This window comes from Cupriavidus sp. 09_S30, assembly GCF_056930435.1.
Genome location: NZ_JBXOWI010000001.1, coordinates 2,368,452 through 2,385,027, shown reverse-complemented (window position 1 = coordinate 2,385,027; position 16,576 = coordinate 2,368,452). Strand labels below are relative to the sequence as shown.

The 16,576-nt window shown below is 62.3% G+C and carries 15 protein-coding genes; 7 read left to right on the top strand and 8 right to left on the bottom strand.

Features of this window, described 5'->3' with window-relative positions:
* Positions 1-27 precede the first annotated feature (27 nt).
* The 5 genes from AC1Z3O_RS11220 to AC1Z3O_RS11200 all read right to left on the bottom strand — a co-directional run bounded on the left by AC1Z3O_RS11220 (position 28) and on the right by AC1Z3O_RS11200 (position 6,057).
* On the bottom strand, positions 28-1,131 hold the full coding sequence (locus tag AC1Z3O_RS11220; RefSeq protein WP_483515794.1) for a porin: 1,104 nt from the start codon (positions 1,129-1,131) through the stop codon (positions 28-30).
* A 306-nt stretch (positions 1,132-1,437) separates the two neighbouring features.
* The gene (locus tag AC1Z3O_RS11215; protein ID WP_483515793.1) at positions 1,438-1,848 is read right to left on the bottom strand and encodes an LIC_13387 family protein; all 411 of its coding nucleotides are present in this window, start codon (positions 1,846-1,848) and stop codon (positions 1,438-1,440) included.
* 96 nt (positions 1,849-1,944) lie between these two features.
* Positions 1,945-2,709 carry an enoyl-CoA hydratase-related protein gene (locus tag AC1Z3O_RS11210; protein WP_483515792.1) on the bottom strand — a complete coding sequence of 255 codons (765 nt, stop codon included), beginning with the start codon at positions 2,707-2,709 and terminating at the stop codon, positions 1,945-1,947.
* 485 nt (positions 2,710-3,194) lie between these two features.
* Positions 3,195-4,163 (bottom strand): NAD(P)H-dependent flavin oxidoreductase, encoded by a 969-nt coding sequence (locus AC1Z3O_RS11205; RefSeq protein ID WP_483515791.1) that lies wholly within the window; start codon positions 4,161-4,163, stop codon positions 3,195-3,197.
* Between the two features lie 67 nt (positions 4,164-4,230).
* Entirely contained in the window at positions 4,231-6,057 is a 1,827-nt protein-coding gene (locus AC1Z3O_RS11200) for an acyl-CoA dehydrogenase family protein (protein WP_483515790.1), read from the bottom strand.
* A gap of 555 nt (positions 6,058-6,612) precedes the next feature.
* Here AC1Z3O_RS11200 and AC1Z3O_RS11195 point away from each other — a divergent pair.
* Genes AC1Z3O_RS11195 through AC1Z3O_RS11180 form a run of 4 tightly spaced genes read left to right on the top strand, consistent with a single transcriptional unit; the run spans position 6,613 to position 10,416 of the window.
* Positions 6,613-7,431: a Phenylacetic acid catabolic protein gene (locus tag AC1Z3O_RS11195; RefSeq protein WP_483515789.1), complete on the top strand. Its 819-nt coding sequence runs from the start codon at positions 6,613-6,615 to the stop codon at positions 7,429-7,431.
* Between the two features lie 26 nt (positions 7,432-7,457).
* Positions 7,458-8,228 carry an enoyl-CoA hydratase-related protein gene (locus AC1Z3O_RS11190; protein WP_483515788.1) on the top strand — a complete coding sequence of 257 codons (771 nt, stop codon included), beginning with the start codon at positions 7,458-7,460 and terminating at the stop codon, positions 8,226-8,228.
* A 2-nt stretch (positions 8,229-8,230) separates the two neighbouring features.
* Complete coding sequence (locus AC1Z3O_RS11185; RefSeq protein ID WP_483515787.1) at positions 8,231-9,253, top strand: NADP-dependent oxidoreductase; 1,023 nt, start codon at positions 8,231-8,233, stop codon at positions 9,251-9,253.
* 32 nt (positions 9,254-9,285) lie between these two features.
* Positions 9,286-10,416, top strand: a complete 1,131-nt coding sequence (locus tag AC1Z3O_RS11180) for an epoxide hydrolase family protein (protein WP_483515786.1) — start codon at positions 9,286-9,288, stop codon at positions 10,414-10,416.
* A gap of 17 nt (positions 10,417-10,433) precedes the next feature.
* On the opposite strand, the gene AC1Z3O_RS11175 is transcribed toward AC1Z3O_RS11180, so the two are convergent.
* Entirely contained in the window at positions 10,434-11,435 is a 1,002-nt protein-coding gene (locus tag AC1Z3O_RS11175) for a PaaX family transcriptional regulator (protein ID WP_483515785.1), read from the bottom strand.
* The gene (locus AC1Z3O_RS11170) at positions 11,435-12,085 is read right to left on the bottom strand and encodes a hypothetical protein (RefSeq protein WP_483515784.1); all 651 of its coding nucleotides are present in this window, start codon (positions 12,083-12,085) and stop codon (positions 11,435-11,437) included. Before AC1Z3O_RS11170 ends, AC1Z3O_RS11175 begins: the two co-directional genes overlap by 1 nt.
* On the opposite strand from AC1Z3O_RS11170, the gene AC1Z3O_RS11165 reads away from it, so the two are divergent.
* From AC1Z3O_RS11165 to AC1Z3O_RS11155, 3 genes are read left to right on the top strand one after another with little or no spacing between them, the layout of a single operon-like run.
* Positions 12,072-13,970 (top strand): AMP-dependent synthetase/ligase, encoded by a 1,899-nt coding sequence (locus AC1Z3O_RS11165; RefSeq protein ID WP_483515783.1) that lies wholly within the window; start codon positions 12,072-12,074, stop codon positions 13,968-13,970. The two genes, AC1Z3O_RS11170 and AC1Z3O_RS11165, sit on opposite strands and share 14 nt — an antisense overlap.
* Positions 13,967-14,743: an enoyl-CoA hydratase/isomerase family protein gene (locus tag AC1Z3O_RS11160; RefSeq protein WP_483515782.1), complete on the top strand. Its 777-nt coding sequence runs from the start codon at positions 13,967-13,969 to the stop codon at positions 14,741-14,743. The genes AC1Z3O_RS11165 and AC1Z3O_RS11160 overlap by 4 nt, the downstream gene beginning before the upstream one ends.
* Positions 14,740-15,789, top strand: coding sequence for a 2Fe-2S iron-sulfur cluster-binding protein (locus AC1Z3O_RS11155; RefSeq protein WP_483515781.1), 1,050 nt, complete (start codon positions 14,740-14,742; stop codon positions 15,787-15,789). Before AC1Z3O_RS11160 ends, AC1Z3O_RS11155 begins: the two co-directional genes overlap by 4 nt.
* Positions 15,790-15,949: 160 nt before the next feature.
* On the opposite strand, the gene AC1Z3O_RS11150 is transcribed toward AC1Z3O_RS11155, so the two are convergent.
* The gene (locus AC1Z3O_RS11150) at positions 15,950-16,528 is read right to left on the bottom strand and encodes a BPSL1445 family SYLF domain-containing lipoprotein (RefSeq protein WP_483515780.1); all 579 of its coding nucleotides are present in this window, start codon (positions 16,526-16,528) and stop codon (positions 15,950-15,952) included.
* Positions 16,529-16,576: the final 48 nt, after the last annotated feature.

Here is a 16,576-nt window from a genome sequence, read left to right as displayed (position 1 = left end):
CGAGCAACTCGGGTAGCCTCCTTGCTGTCAGAATTGGTGCTTGATACCGGCGTAGAACATGCGCACCCGTGCGCCGGCGTCCTGCAAGGGCAACGGCGATGAGGCGATGAGCCCGCCCAGCCAGAAGTTGTAACGGCCATTGCTCTGGTTGCGCAGCTCAACCGCTGACACATCCAGCCAGGTGCGCTTGCTCAGGCTGTATTGATAGCTGACCGACAACATGCGCGCGCCGGTATCGGCCAATGTGCTGCCGTTCTGGTGCATCGGCAGCGCCTGTCCGTATGTTACGGAGAACAGATGCGGACCCGTCGCGTAGCTTAGCGGAACGGAGAAGGCGATGCGATCCTGTCTGCTGCCGGTCGCTCTATCGTCGACGCGATTGCGATCCACTACGGCCCCGAGGCGCAAGCCGTTGTATGTGTAGCCAATGGCGAACTTGTCGGCCATCTGGTCGAGCGATCCTACCGTTTGCAAGGGCAGGATGCCCTGGCTGTTTCGTTGCATATGGTAGAAGCCAATACTCAAAGGGCCATTGGTGTAGCTGGGGCTGAGGTACCAAGTACGATTGCGGCCCGCGCCGGGCTGCTCGGCATCGAAAGAGTACGATGCCATTACCGCGAAGCCGCTGAAAATCGGCGTTTCGTAGCGCACGGTGTTGTTGAGGTAGTTACCCGCGAAATTGGCGCCATTGATGGAACCGATCACATTCAATGAGTTGGCGGCGCTGGGCGCCGCGTCGAATGCGCCGTGCGTGTCGGTAATAAACCAGTGATGGCTGAAGTACACGCTCTGCCGGCCCAACTGCAGGCGCCCGAACGTTGCACTATCGACTCCAACATAGAAGGCCCGGCCTGCGCCCTGCGCGCCGGTGTCGGCGGAGAAGTCCCATTCGAGATGGTAGAGGGCCTTCGTGCCGTTGCTGAGATCTTCCTTTCCGTCGAGAAAGAAGAAGCTGGTTTGGTTACTTAGCCGGGATACGTGCGACGCCGTTCCGCCGGGATTCGTCGCTCCGCTTACCGATGAGGCATCTAGCCCCAATTTGATCTGACCGCCAAGCAGGACATTCTGGGCGTAGGCAAGGGCAGGGGTGCACAGCGCGGCTGACGCGCAGATCTGTGCAATGGTTCTCATGTTCTCCTCCGCTATTTATGTGATTGATTTTTGGTCAGGCTTGCATGACTTGGTACAACGCGTGCACTCCCTTGATAGGAAGAGGGTCGCCATGAGTCTGTGCTGATCCTTCGCCTGATTGGCGCATGCGTTGGCGGGCACCCGGAAGGCAGTCCGGTACGCCAGCAGATCGGCTATTCCCTTGTTGCGAACGGGCGTGTCTGCATAGCGATCGCATCGCAGTGGACACATGGCATGACAAGCGTCGGCGGACCGCCGCGGGTGCTGCCCAGTAGAGCAGGCCCTCGCGTGCCGAGTTGCGCCGTGTTACGACACCAGAGCAATCGCGCCGGCGAGGTACAGGGAAATCGCGAGCAAGATGCCGATCAGTGGCGTACGAAACCAGTAGCGCTTCGCGACGACGGCGTAGGCGGCCAATGCCAATGCGCCGACAAGCTGGAGAAACAAGGATGCCGTCAGCAGCCCAGGAGCAGCTTGCGCCAGGTACAAGTAAAAGAGCCCGAACAGGATCGCGCCGAAGCTATGGCTGGCGTTGAAGCCGATCCACGCATCCCACATAGTTGTCCGGCCGGAAATGACCGGAGAGGAAGCCTGCATCAGAACGGCTGTGTTCTGGTCTTTGGGGTGGAGTTTGCGTGAGGCGAAGGTGTATGCCAGGTGCACGGCGCCGAGCGCTAGCATGATCGATGCACTGGCAGAGATCAGGATTTCTCCCAAGATGTCTCCTTTCAATGAATGGCTGGATTGCCGCGGTGCGGATCTGGCGCCACGCTGGAGGGCTTCGGCAGCGGAGCCCCATATGCGCATGTCGCGCTAGGCAGTGCGGACGCGCTGTTGAAATGCGCGAAATCTCTCCTGTGCTTCCGCGCTTGTCATCAGGCGCTGGAATTCCTTTGCTTCGGCGGCGAGGGCTGCTTTGACAGCTGGCGCGGCATGGTTTCTCAATAGCTTCTTGGTGGCCATGGCGGCTTGCAACGGGAGCGACGCCAGCCTGGCGGCCAATGCCTTCGCGGCTCCGAGCAAGGCGTCATCGTCCACGACCTTGTAAACCAAACCGGCTTCGGCCAGCTGCGCGGCGGACATGCTCTCTCCGAGAAGAAAGCTCGCCATTGCGCGCTGGTGCCCGAGCAATGCGGGCAGCAAATAGCTGGAGGCGGCTTCGGGGCAAAGGCCAAGCTGGACAAAGGGCACGCTTGCCCGTATCGAGGGCGCGGCCAGCACCAGGTCGCAATGCAGCAGGAAGGTCATGCCAACGCCAATCACGTGTCCCTGCGCCGCGGCCAGTAGTGGCTTTGGAAACGTGGCGATGGCATCCAGGAAGGCAAGCGCGGGGGAGGTGGACAGGTCTTCCGGCGCGTCGATAAAGTCGGCGAGGTCATTGCCGACAGAGAATGAGGTGCCGGCGCCTGTCACGAGCACCGCAGCTATCTCCGCGCTGTTTGCCGCGTGCTCCAGATGCTCCGCAATAGCGATGTACATCTGCCTTGTCATCGCATTCTTTTTTTCCGGGCGATTCAAGGTGATGTGCATGATCCGGTCCGATACCGCAACTGCGATGTGAGATGTTTCGACTTCCATGATTGCTGGCTCACCTTTGATGTTTGACTGCTGGGACCCGTATCCCTTCGGGTCGTTTCAGGAGGAAATACCTTCTCAGGTTTGCTGCGCCATCTGTCCGCGTTGCCATGCATCTGGGGGCGCGGAGGACGATCAAGCCGGCGCAAAGGGTATGCTTGGCGCACAGTCCCAGTGTAATACGGATTACGCTTTTTCAAGCAACTTATTTGTATTACATCGGGGCGGTATGAACCACGCCACCTGGAACGAACAAGGACGTCGGCAACAGCTGGCGCGCTTCGGCTACCGCACCGATGCGCAGACGCAGGCGCCACTCGCTTTCGACGCTGAATGGTCGTGGCCGATCTCAAGCTGCGACTGCAATGGCTCGGCTTCGGGTCGTTCGCGCGCGCGGCAAAGGCTCGTTCGACGTAGCGCATGGCGCCACCAGCGCGGCCCATGCGCGGGCCGCACTGTCGTCGATCCGGTCTGGTGCCGAAGGCTTGTCAAGCGTCTTGTGCCAGCAGCCGGCGGAGCGCGGCATGATACTCAGCCTGCAGTTGCGCAACGATCCGGGCTGCCGGCTGAATGTCATCCATCAACCCAACGCCCTGTCCAGCCCCCCAGATATCCTTCCACGCCTTGACCTTGCTCGCGCCGCCGGAGAGATCCATCTTGCTCTTGTCGGATAGCGGCAGGTTATCCGGGTCCAGCCCTGCGTTCAGGATGCTCTGCCGCATATAGTTGCCGTGTACACCGGAGAACAGGTTGGTGTAGACGATATCGGCTGCATTGGCCTGTACGATGGCCTGCTTGTAGCCCTCTGCGGCATTGCTCTCCTCCGAGGCAATGAAGCGCGTGCCAATGTACGCGAGATCGGCACCCATCGCGCGCGCGGCGAGGATGGCCTCACCATTGGCAATCGCGCCCGACAGCACTAGCGGACCGTCGAAGAATTTTCGGACCTCGCCGACTAGCGCGAAGGGGGACAGGGTCCCCGCATGGCCGCCGGCGCCGGCAGCTACCACAATGAGCCCATCCACTCCAGCTTCCAGCGCCTTGCGCGCATGGCGCACGCTGATGACATCGTGCAGGACGATGCCCCCGTAGCTGTGCACCGCGTCAAGGATCTCCTTTACCGGCGCCTGCAAGCTGGTGATGAATATCGGCACTTTGTGATCTAAGCAGACGCGCACGTCACGCTCCAGCCTGGTATTCGACTGGTGCACGATCTGGTTGACTGCCAGCGGCCCGACAGGCTGGCCAGGGTTCGCCACCCTGAAGGCGCTCAGTTCCTCGGCGATGCGGGTCAGCCACTCGTCAAGCAACTCCGGGTGGCGTGCGTTAAGGGTCGGAAAGGCGCCGACGATGCCAGCCTTGCATTGCGCGAGGACCAGCTCCGGATAGCTGACGATGAACATGGGCGAAGCCATCACGGGCAACGCCAGATTCTGCAAAATTGAGGGGAGGGCCATGTGTTTCGTTTCCTTGGGGGAGTTCGATATCAACGACTTTGAGGCTGGAGGTTTGCCGCGGTCGGCCTCATGCTGCTGGGGCATCCTCAAAGAGGAAGCCTGCATCGGTCACGCTCGCGCCGGCATGAATGACTGCCGAGCTCAGGCCATCAACCTGACTCAGCTTCCAGTCGGCAAAGTAGGAAGAACAGGCTTCCAACTCGTCGGCCAGCGAGGGTGAGCACCGAAACGCAACCGCGCCGCCTCGGGCGAGGGACGCGGCATGAAGCAGGCGCCAGCCACCGAAGAGCCTGCCGCAGGCCTCGAGATAGGTTTCGGCCACCGCGAGCACGCTCTCGATCCGATCCTCGCCCTGCCTGACGATCCAGTCCGTGGCCGCGGAAACCTGCGAGAGCGCCGCGGCAAGCTGGGCGCCGGCGCGGCACAGGCGCGGCGCTGGTGAAGCTTGCAGGCGCAAGGCGGTATCCATGACTTTCTTGGCCATCAGTGCGAAGACCGCTCCCTTGTCTCCTATCACCTTGCGGTGCACCAGGTCGTTCGCCTGTATGGTGGTGGTCCCTTCGTAGATTGTGGTGATGCGTGCATCGCGTACAAGCTGCGCTACGCCGGTCTCCTCGATGTATCCGGCGCCGCCGAAGATCTGCAGCGCGGCATTGGTTGAATCGACCGCCATTTCCGAAACCCAGCCCTTTACGATGGGTGTCAGGAAACTGAGCAAGCGTTGTGCCTCCTGCCGTTCAGCGTCTGGCGCGCACGAGCCGAGCACATCAATTAGCGACGCGCTGTAGTAGGTCAGATTGCGTGCAGCATGGGTATTGGCCTTCAGATTTAGCAGCGCGCGCCTGACCCCCGGATGCCGGATGATCGCGACCGCTTTCCCGCCGGATGCAGTGTGGCGCCCCTGGATGCGGTTGGCAGCGTAGGAAAACGCCGCCTGGCAGGCACGTTCGGCTATGCCCGTGCCCTGCAGGCCGAGACTGAAGCGCGCCAGATTCATCATCACGAACATCGCATTGAGGCCCTGATTCTCCTGGCCGATCAACAGGCCGCTGGCCCCGCCCATCTCGCCGTAGACCATCACTGCTGTCGGGCTGCCGTGAATGCCGAGCTTGTTCTCTAGCGCCACGCACTTGACATCGTTTCGCTCGCCGATCTTCCCGTCGCTGCCGACCAGGAACTTCGGCACGAGGAACAAGGATAGGCCTTTTACACCTGCAGGCGCATCCGGCAATCGGGCAAGCACCAGGTGGACGATGTTCTCGGCGAGATCGTGCTCGCCAAATGTGATGAAGATCTTCTGCCCGAAAATCTTGTAATGCCCGGGTCCCTGGCCAGCGTCCGGGATGGCTCTCGCGCGGATCAGCGATAGATCCGAGCCCGCTTGAGGTTCGGTGATATTCATTGTGCCAGGCCATGTTCCCGCCACCATCTTCGGCACATACCGTTCGATGATCCCGGCCGGTGCGGAGGCGAGCAGTGCGTCGATCGCGCCAACGTTGCCCACAGGGCACAGCGCGAAGGCGGGATTGGCCGCATTCCACATTTCTGCAAGAGGCGCCCATGCCAGGCGCGTAAGTCCCAATCCGCCAAGCTCAACGGGCAGAGGAACGCCCGGCCAGCCACCGTCGATGAACTGCTTGTACGCGCTACGCGCCGCTTCGGAGGTGGTGACCTCGCCATCGGCGTGCAGTACCGGATGCGTCGTGTCCGCATGGCGGCTCAACGGTAGCAAGATCTCTTCGGTCAGGCGGGCGTTTGCCGCAAGGATGCCTTGGAATGTCTCCCAATCCAGGTCTTCCTTTACTGCCAGCCGTAAGCCGCCGTCCGCCGCGGCGGCAACAGCAAATGCGAGGGCTTCAAGCGGGCTTACATAGGGTGTCATTGCGTTCTTCATTCTTCTCATCCTAGGTTGACTCGGCGGACCAGCCTCAGCGCTGTCCAGCTTGCAAAGCAGGACTGGGTGCCTGCGACGATGCGGATGCCCGCCAGAAGTGAGATTTCCTCGTTCACTGATCTCTTGCAATGTAATACAAAAACATCTATTGTGCATCTAAAGTTTGTATTAGAAAGTCGAGAGCATCGATGGAGGAGACAAGTGAAACCACGAGGACTCGTTGTACTGTGGCTCGCGTTCTGCGCATTGCTTCCATGCGTCGGGATGGCGCATGTAAGAGGTGTGTCGGACAAGGAGATCGTGCTGGGCAGCTACAGCGACCTCAGCGGCATCGGCGCATCCTGGGGAAGCGCCAGCGTGAATGCCATGCGTCTGCGCTTCGATGAGGTTCGGCAGGTGGCGTGCGCTCCGAGATCGTGGCGTCTTCGGGAAGACGCCAGAGCGTCCGAGCCTGGCGCCAATCTGCTCTTCCCCTGGCCCGAATCCACGTTGTCAATCCGATAGACAACGCGCAGCGGATCTGCGATCTGCCCCCCTTTTCAACAGGAGAACAAGATGAAGTACTACGACAAGGGAGATACCCTTCCTTCCGACTACAGGAAGGCCTTGATCCATTTGCTCAGCTTCCAGGCGGATTCCGAGTATGCCGGCGCCCAGCGGGTCGGCGAGAACCTCTGCTTCGCGCCGCGGCCGGAGGAGGCCTATCGGCTCGCCAAGAAGACAATGGAGGAATACGGTCATGCCTTCTATTTGTGGACCGTGCTGGAAGACCTAGGTATCGACGTAAAGCCCAGGCTTGCCGAATTGCGCGACCATCCGGAGAACCCCGACCCGGCGCTGGTCAACGTGATCAACGGGTTTCGCCGCTCCTACTGGCGCGACCAGTTCCAGTGCTGGGAAGACGTGGCGATGATGTCGTGCGTCGCAACGCCTGGCGCGGTGATCTTCCTGGGGCAGTACACCAAATGCTCTTACCTCCCATGGGCCCGTGCCTCGGAACGGATCGCACGTGAGGAGGTGGGGCACATGGGCTTTGGCCTTTGGGCCGCCAAGCGGGCGATCGAATTCGGCGGCTCGCAAGCGTGGGAGCGGCTGCAACGGCGTGTTCCAAAGTTCCTCGCGATGGGGATGGGCATGTACGGCCGTCCTTCCGTGGCGGGGGAAACGCAGTCCGCCAACTTCGAGCGTTACTACGAGATGGGCCTGAAGATCCTGCGGCCCGAGGCGTGCCAGGCACAGTACCTTGAACTCGTCAGGAAACGCATTCTGGAAGCTGGCCTTGAATGGGTCGACGGCGTTCAACCGGACTATGACCAGCGCATGGGCTACGCGATGGACGATCAGGAACTCGATTCACGGCTTGCCGCCGAGTAAGAGAAAAAAACCCAGGAGGAGCAAAGATGTCGTTGGTATTGTCTGAACGAATCGGACGCGTCGGGCTGGTCACGTTAGACCGGCCCGAAGCAAAGAACGCGCTGAACGAAGCGCTGGTTCTCGAGCTTAGCCGCATTGTGAGCGCGCTCGACGAAGACCCGGAAATCGGTGCGATCGTCGTGACGGGCGGCGAATCCTGCTTTAGCGTGGGCGCCGATATCAAGGAGATGACCGAGAAGACGTTCGCCGAAGCCTATGTGCGGAACTTCATCAGCCGTGATTGGGAAGTGCTGTCATATTGCCGCAAGCCCGTCATCGCGGCGGTTGCCGGCTACGCCATTGGCGGCGGTTGCGAGTTTGCGCTGATGAGCGATATTGTGGTGGCCGACGCTAGCGCCCGCTTCGGACAGCCGGAAGTTTCGGTTGGCACCATTCCCGGCGGCGGCGGCACGCAGCGCCTGGCCCGCTCCATTGGCAAGGCGAAAGCGATGGAGTTCTGCCTGACAGGGCGACTGATTGGCGCGGAGGAGGCGGAGCGCATCGGCATCGTCTCGATCGTAGTTCCGGCCGGCGACCATATCCGGACAGCCGTGGAAATGGCAGCGCGTATCGCCGGATACTCGCTACCCATTGTCGAGATGATCAAGGAAAGCGTGAACGCCGCCTTCGATACGGGCCTAAGTGGTGGCCTTCGCTTCGAGCGCCGCCTTCTGCACGCGACCTTTGCGCTGGATGACCAAAAGGAAGCCATGCGCGCTTTCGCCGACCGGCGCAAACCTGTCTTTCTTCATCGCTGAACATGATGCGAAATCGGGAGTGGCGCCTGGAGCGCCGGCCAGAAGGAGCGGTCTCATCCGCGGACCTTGTGCTTCATGACAGCCAGATCGACATGCCTGGCCGGGGGCAGTTTCTTGTTCGCGTGACCACCGTGTCGATTGATCCTGCCATGCGAGGATGGATGAGCCCACTGCGCTCCTACATCCCGCCGGTCGCGCTCGGCGAGCCGATGCGGGCGATCGCGGCCGGCGTGGTAATCGCATCTCGCTGCGCGGATTTCCCGGAAGGCACACGGGTTAGCGGCCTGTTCGGCTTGCGCGAGCATGCTCTGTCGGATGGGTTCACGGAGGGTGTCGGCGTGCGCCGCATTCCAGACGATATCCCGGATGAGGTCGCGCTCGGCACTTGCGGCCTGGCGGGAATTACCGCGTATTTCGGCTTGTTCGACGTTGGCCGGCCGGCCCCCGGGGATACGCTTGTGGTGTCGGCAGCGGCGGGTTCGGTGGGCTCCGCCGTCGTGCAGTTGGGGCGCTTGGCAGGATGCCACGTGATTGGTGTGGCGAGTTCCAGGCGCCGCGAAGCGGTGCTTGGCGACGGCGCTCATGAGATGATCGACTACACAGGCGGCGATGTCGACCAGCGGCTGAAGGCCATGTGCGGGCAGGGCATCGATATCTACTTCGACAACGTCGGCGGCGCGGTGCTCGACGCGGCGCTGAAGCGGATCAATACTGGTGGACGCATCGTGCTTTGCGGTGGCATTTCGCAATACAACGCACGCAAGCCGGTTGGGCCAGCCAACTACCTTGCGCTGATCGGGCAGCGCGCCACCATGCGCGGCTTCGTCTATTTCGACTACGAGCCTCAGTTTGCCACGGCGGAGCAGCGACTGTGGGACTGGCATCGTTCCGGAGCGCTACGCCAGCGTGTCGATATCGTCGACGGGATCGAGCATGCGCTGCAGGCGATCGCACGCGTGTTCGAGGGCCGCAACGACGGCAAGCAACTGCTGCGGCTGCATGCCGAGAAAGGGAGAGAGGCGTGAGAATCCTCAGACGGTATTCCTCTGCGCTTACAGTGCCGGCAGCGCGCCTGGAGGCGCTGCGGGTGCGCTTGCGCGCCACCGGCTGGCCGGCGGCCAGCCCAGGTGCGGGGTGGTCTTTCGGCGTGGACCAGGAATGGTTGCGCGTTCTGTGTGCCCGGTGGGAAGCCGGGGACGGCTTCGCCCTGCTGGAAAAGGCGCTGAACGCTGTGCCTTCCGTGTTCTTCGAAGTGGAGACGGAAGGATTCGGCACGCTGCATGTCCATGCGTTCGTTGCCGCCGGAACCGGCAATGCCCGGCCCATTCTATTGACGCATGGCTGGCCAAGCCTGTCCGTCGAGTACGTCTCGGTCATCGAGCAGTTGCGGGCGCGGGGGCGCCACACCGGCAACGGGGGAAGCCCTACGCTGGTGGCGCCCTCGCTGCCCGGGTTCGGCTGGTCGTCGGCGCCGTCCAGGCCGATGCATGCCCGGGATATCGCTCGCCTGTGGCGGCTGCTGATCGACGAAGGGCTTGAACTGCGCCCCGTGATTGCTCACGGCGGCGACTGGGGCGCCGTGGTCTCCAGCTGGCTGGCGGTCGATGCACCGGAGCGGGTTGCAGGCCTGCACTTGACGATGATGGGGTTGAAGCCGGGCATCGACGTGTCAGACCCGCTTGACGACGCCGAGCGCTCCTGGATTCGCAACACCCAGAAGCGGCTCGCCGTGGATGGAGGTTACCGCGAACTCCAGGCCAGCCGGCCATCCACGCTGTCAGTGGGGCTGGCCGACTCGCCCGCATTCGTGCTGGCATGGATCGCCGAAAAGCTGCACCAGTGGTCCGGCCCGGCCGCGCTGCAGGATCCCGAGCGGCTTCAGTCGGCGATCCTGATCCTGGCATCCAGCTACTGGCTAACCGGCAGCCTGGGCTCCGCCGCGTGGATCTACTGGGCCGATCGCCACGAGCCGCAGGGGCTGGCTGGCGGCGAACGCTGCGCGGTCCCTACTGGATTCTCTGGCTTCGGCGGCGGCTTCTTCCCGCCTCCGCCCAGCCGCTGGATTGAACGGGCTCACCGGCTGATCTATCGCAACGAGCATCCAGTTGGCGGGCACTTTCCGGGGTGGATGGCAAGCGCGGCACTGGCGGATGAGCTCCAGCGATTTACTATTGCGCTGAATACCTGACCGTTGCGACTTACCAGCTACGCCGGACGAGCCTTTGTCGCGCGGCGCCGGCTTTGCAATGCCGGCGCTGCGGACGGTGCGCCGCCAAAGCGCCGCAAGACCTCGTCCGAGACGGGGGCGAGAGTGCCTTCGCTGGTCTGCACCGTCTCGGCGAGAAACACCTCGGAAGGCGGCAGGAGCTGGAAATACAGTGCCCGGCACAGCGCATAGGCTTCGGTGCCGGCCCACGAGGGGGGCAGCAGCTGCAGCGGCAACTTGGGGTCCTGCAAGACGATGCGGCGATAGGCCAGCACCAGCAGGGTGCGCACCTGGAAGGCGGCTTCCGGAGGGATCTCGCTGTCCGATAGCGCCGCCTGCACCGGCGCGAACAACGCGATGAAGTCTCGGTACCCGGCCTCCACCGCGTCCAGGCTCCAGGCCTTGCGGATGGTGGCCTGCATCGGCGCCTGCGCCATCTGGCTTGCCGGCGTCGCGCTCAGTATCTGCACCTTGCCCTCGATCTTCAGCTCACGCACCAGGTGCTGGCAGGCGCCGGGGTCGTTGCCCGGCGCCGCGTAAAGATTGGACGCGAACGGCCCGAAGCCGAGCCATTGCAGTCGCAGCTTGAGATCGGCCACGACACGCTTGTCGAAGTTGTCGGGCTCGAACAGCACGATCTGCCAGCTGCCGTCCCAGACGGACCTGGGCTCACCATAGACGCGTTCGAAGTAGTCCCGAGAATTCTCGAACGTTTCCTTGCTGAGCGAGTAGTAGCTGTACTTGCCACTGCGCACCGCATCCAGCCAGCCGTCGTACACCAGCCTGAGCGCGGCGGTGCGCACGTGGGATGCTTCCAGCCCGAACGCGCTCACCAGTTGCACGATGCTGCTCAGCCATACCGACCCGCGGCCGGGCGAGAGCATATCGCCGAACACTGTGCTGATGATCGCCTTCGGCGAGAAAGGAACCTGCCCGGCTAGCCCTGCGCTCAGCTTTTCCCAGCTGACTTGCCGGGCCTTGGTCGTTGCCGCCTTCGCCATCACGAATTCTCCTTGGATGCGCGGATTATATCGGTCGTCGCTGAGGAGTCATGCGTGTCACTGGCTTGGGCCGCCGCGGCCAGCGCCAGTTGCAGTTGGCCGCGCAGCGCGCCGAAGCGCTCGACCGCATCCTCGAAAGCGTCGCGCGCGCTCGCGTAGCGTTCGATGACGGCCGGGCGCGGGCCCAGAGCAACGATGTCGGCATGGATCGCGTCGCATTGGTTGAGCAGGCTGTCGAGCTGGATCCGGTCGCGCATGTACTGCCTGGCGAGTTGAGCGGCGACGGCATCGAGGGCCGCGTAGGCGGGCACGTGGCGGCCAGGGGCGCACGGGAAGTCCGCTTGCAGGCGGCTCCATTCAGCGTCGAAAGCGAAGGGCGCCTGCGTCTGCGCATCGGTGCGGTAGCCGAAGCGCGCTAGCTGTTGCCGACGTCCTTGTTCATTCCAGGTGGGGTGGTTCATACCGTCTCCATGTAATACAAATAAGTTGTGTTGAAAAACGATGTTTGTATTATACTGGGTCTGCGCGCCAAGCAATACAGAAAACGACAGAGACGGGCGTGTAGCGAAAGGAGGCAAGGATGTCATGGCGAGGGAAGGCAGGAGGTGGAAACGCAGGAAGATCTGGAGATAGCGAATGAGCACGCTCACCCTAATCCCCGGCGAGGGAACTCCGGGGACGCAGTGGCAGGACCACAGCTTCCAGAAGGTGGAGTTGCGTCAGGATCCGGAAGTCGGGTTGACTGTTGCCACGATGTTCCAGGCTTTGGTTGAAAAGTGGGGCGATCGCGTAGCGTTGCGCCGCAAGCAGTTCGGGATCTGGGAGGACATAAGCTGGCGGCAATTCGGCGACACCGCACGCCAGGTGGCGGCGTCCCTTGCTGCTAGCGGATTCCGTGGCGGCGAGTCTGCCTGCATTCTCAGCAGCACGCGTCCGGAATGGATGTACTGCGACATGGGGCTGCTTGGCATTGGGATGGTGGTCGCGGGCATCTATCCGACAGATTCCAGCGGCCAGGTGGCCTATCTGGCGGGAGACTGCAAGGCCTCCATCATCTTTGTCGAGAATGACGGGCAGCTCGACAAGCTACTGGCGATAAGGGGGACGCTGCCCGCGTTAAGGCTCATTGTTGTCTTCGACATGAAAGGGCTGCGCGACGTCGACGACGACATGGTTTGCACCTTCGCCGATTTCCTGCTCCGTGGCTCCGCGTTGTTGCGTGCCCAGCCAGACTGGTCCGCGCTCCAGGAAGGGAGGGTCCTTCCGGATTCACTGGCAATTCTGGTGTACACCTCGGGCACCACAGGTCCGCCGAAAGGGGCAATGGTCAGCCACGCCAATCTGGTGTTCCAGGTGGTAAACAACGCGCCGCTCTGGGATATGCATGAGGGTGACGACCGTCCCGCATTCCTTCCCCTATGCCATATCGCAGAGCGGTATTTCACCTATTTTTCCATGTACCGCGGTGTCGTCTCCAATTTTGTGGAGAATCCTGCGACGGTGCTTGAAGATATCCGTGAAGTACAGCCGGAATTCATGCTGGCGGTTCCGCGCATCTGGGAGAAGCTGTACTCACAGGTAGACATGCAGTTGAAGGAGGGCACGCGCTTTCAGCGTTGGGCTTTTCGTTGTGCGATGGCGCTCGGTATGCGTCGGGAAAGGCTGGCCGCAGAGGGGCTCTTGCCACCAGTGTGGCTAGTCCTTGCGCTCTCCATTGCTGATCCGGTGGTCCTGCGCAAGGTACGTACCAGCATGGGGCTTGAGCGGGCGCGCTCGATTGCCAGCGGTGGCGCGCCCATCTCGCCGGAGCTTGTGCAATGGTACGGGGCGCTTGGCCTGGTCTTGCTCGAGCTTTATGGCATGACCGAATGCGGCACTATTTCGGCGAACCTGCGGGATGCCAGGCGCCTGGGCTCGGTGGGCCGCCCCGCGGCTTCCTGCCAGGTTCGCATTGCTGAAAATGGCGAGATTCTGGTGCGCGGGGACAATGTCTTTGTGGGCTATCTCAATCAGGAAGGAAAGACAGCCGAAGTGCTACGCGATGGCTGGCTGCATACAGGTGATGTGGGCCGCTTCGATGACGATGGCTATCTCTATATTACCGATCGTCTCAAGGACATCCTGATCACATCCGGTGGCAAGAATATTACGCCAAGCGAAATACAGAACGCACTCAAGTTCTCGCCGTATATCAGCGATGCGCTGGTGATTGGTGACCGGCGGAAGTACCTGACGGCCATCATCATGATCGATCGAGAGAACGTCGAGAAATTTGCGCAAGAGGCGCAGCTTGCATATACGGATTTCGCCAGTCTTGTGGCCGTGCCCCAGATCCGCATGCTCATCGGCAAGGTGGTCGAAGCCGCCAATTCAAAATTTGCCCGCGTTGAGTCAATCAAGGATTTTCGCATCCTGCCGGTCGAACTGACGCCGCAGGATGAAGAGGTAACGCCCACCATGAAGCTCAAGCGGCGCGTGATCGAGCGGAAGTGGGAATCTCTGATAGAGAGCATGTACGGAGAAGCGTCATCGTGAACGAGCTGAAAGTTGTCGACGTCAATGGGGTACTGAGCATTACCCTGGCCCGTCCCGCCAAGCGCAACGCACTGACTACGCAAATGGTGCGGGCGCTGCGCACAGTTCTTGAGGATGCCGGCCAGAGCCGCGCCGTGAGAACGTTGTTGCTGCGCGCGGAGGGCGCCGCGTTTTGCGCAGGGCGTGATCTTTCGGACGCCGTAGCGGGCGAGGATGCTGCTGCCATATTGCACGAAGAGATCAATCCGCTGATCGAGTCGTTGAGTAAAGTACCGCAGCCGACTATCGCCGCAGTGGGCGGTGCGGCGATGGGCGTGGGCCTCGGCCTGGCCCTCGCTTGTGATCTTGTGATGGCCAGTCCGTCCGCGGCCTTCGCTTCGCCATTCGCTCGCCTTGGCGGCATTCTGGATTCCGGTGGGCATTGGCTTCTGGCTCGGCGCATCGGTGGGAGCCGTACGTTTCGCATGATTGCGACTGCCGAGCAGGTTGGCGGGAAAGATGCCTATGACTGGGGGCTGGCCGATCTGCTCGTGCCCGACGAGGAGCTCGATACGCGCGCGCGCGCGTTGGCTGAGGTGCTCGCCGATGGGCCGCAGGACGCGCTACGCGAGGAGAAAAGGCTGCTTTCAGCAGCGATGAATTCGACGCTGGCGCAAACGCTGGCGGTCGAGGCTACGTCCCAAGGCTGGGCGGCGGGTACTTCCGATTATCGCGAGGGGATCGCTGCATTCAAGGAGAGGCGCCGACCGGTATTTCGTTTGGAGCGGCCATGAGTTATGCGGTAACGATGGAGCCGGGCGGGGCCGTGTTTTACGCGGATGCCGGAGAAATGTTGCTCGATGCCGCCCTGCGGCAGGGTGTGGCACTTGCGCACAGTTGCCGCCAGGGCATATGCGGTGCTTGCCGAGTCCAATTGATTTCCGGGCAGATCGATCGAGGTGCGGGCGAGCCCGCGGCAATGGACGGCGTGGAGTCCGGCGAGGTCCTGTGCTGCAGGGCAAGCGCGCGCAGCGACCTGGTGCTGTCGACCACATTACCCGCTGCCAGGCAGCTACTGCCAGTTCGCAAGATGCTCGGTCGCGTTGCCGAGATTCGCCGGACTGGGGCGGCGGATGTACTGCTCCTTACCATCAAGCTTCCTCGCCAGGCGGAATTTGATTTCCGCCCAGGGCAGTATGTCGATTTGACGACCCGGGCGGGCGTGCGCCGTAGCTATTCCATCGCGCAAGCTTCAAGCGGAGGGAATTGCCTGGAGTTTCACATCCGGCATTGCCCTGGGGGCCGCTTTACCGATGGCTTGTTCGATGAGCGAGAGCCCTTGCCCGGCGCAGGCCATGTCGTGCAGGTGGAGGGACCGTACGGCAATACGTGGTTGCGAGAGTCGGATGCGCCCATCATCCTGTTGGCAAGTGGCACCGGTTTCGCCCCGATCAAAGCCATGGTCGAGGAGGCCATGCGTCTTGGTATCCGCCGCCCGATGCGCCTGTATTGGGGGGGGCGTCGACCTGCTGACCTGTACATGGATGCCCTTTGCCGGCACTGGGCGGCGGTCTGGGACGATTTTGCCTATATCCCCGTGGTGTCGGACGCTTGCGATGCGGATGCCTGGGAGGGGCGCACCGGATGGGTCCACCGCGCCGTGATGGAGGATATCGGCGATCTGGCAGCCTACCATGTCTATGCTTGCGGTGCGCCGGTAGTGGTGGAGAGCGCCCGGCAGGACTTCTGCGGTCTCTGCGGCTTGCCGGATGGCGCGTTCTTTGCCGATGCGTTCGTTGCGGCAAAGGATCTGTTGCCCGGGGTATGCGCCGCCGCTTGACGGACAGCTCTCTGGAGCAGACGTCTGCCAGCGTACAGGCGCGGTAAGGCGATGAAATGGAAAGTGGTGAACCCGCTCCGGTCGGCCGGGGTGCCACCATGTCAGACCCGACTCCATCTGTGGGGTAAGCCGCCGCCGCGCGGTGCTCCCCCACACAGTGTCAGATGTCCAGCTTGGTAATCTTGCTGCCTTCCAGGCTAAGCCCCGCCATCAGGCCGGCATTGGTCATCACGAAGCCTACGACGGGGTGCTGCGCCGTGTTGGTGTCGAGCACACCATTCGCGCCGACGGTTGCCAGCGCCACCGTGGCGTCCACGCCGGCGGTCCAGCCGCTGCTGTGCAAGAACTTTTCGTAGGCGTCCTGCGTCAGGAACATCAGGATGATGGACTTGGACTGCGCGCCGACCTGCCAGCCGACCGAACCCGCGACGATGCGGTAGTAGCCGTGCGTGGCACCGCCCGAGCGCAGCGCGCCATCGCCGTATTCGCCGCCGACGATGAAACCGGCCGTCAGTGTCTTTGGGAAGACCAGGATGCCGCGCGCCTTGGCGGCAAGCTCGCGCGAGCCGCCCACGCTGCTGTACAGGCGGTTGAGCGTGCCATCCACCGCTGAGTCCAGTTCACGCCGCTGTGCCGCCTTGTCGGTCGTCGCACTAGAGCCAGTGGTGGTGCAGGCGCCCAATGTCAGGCCGCTCAGCGCAAGGCCGGCGCCCGCGGTAAGGAAGGTTCGGCGTTTCATGGCGTCTCCTAAAAAGTGTTGCGAATTTGCAGTGCAGGCCTGTGTCTA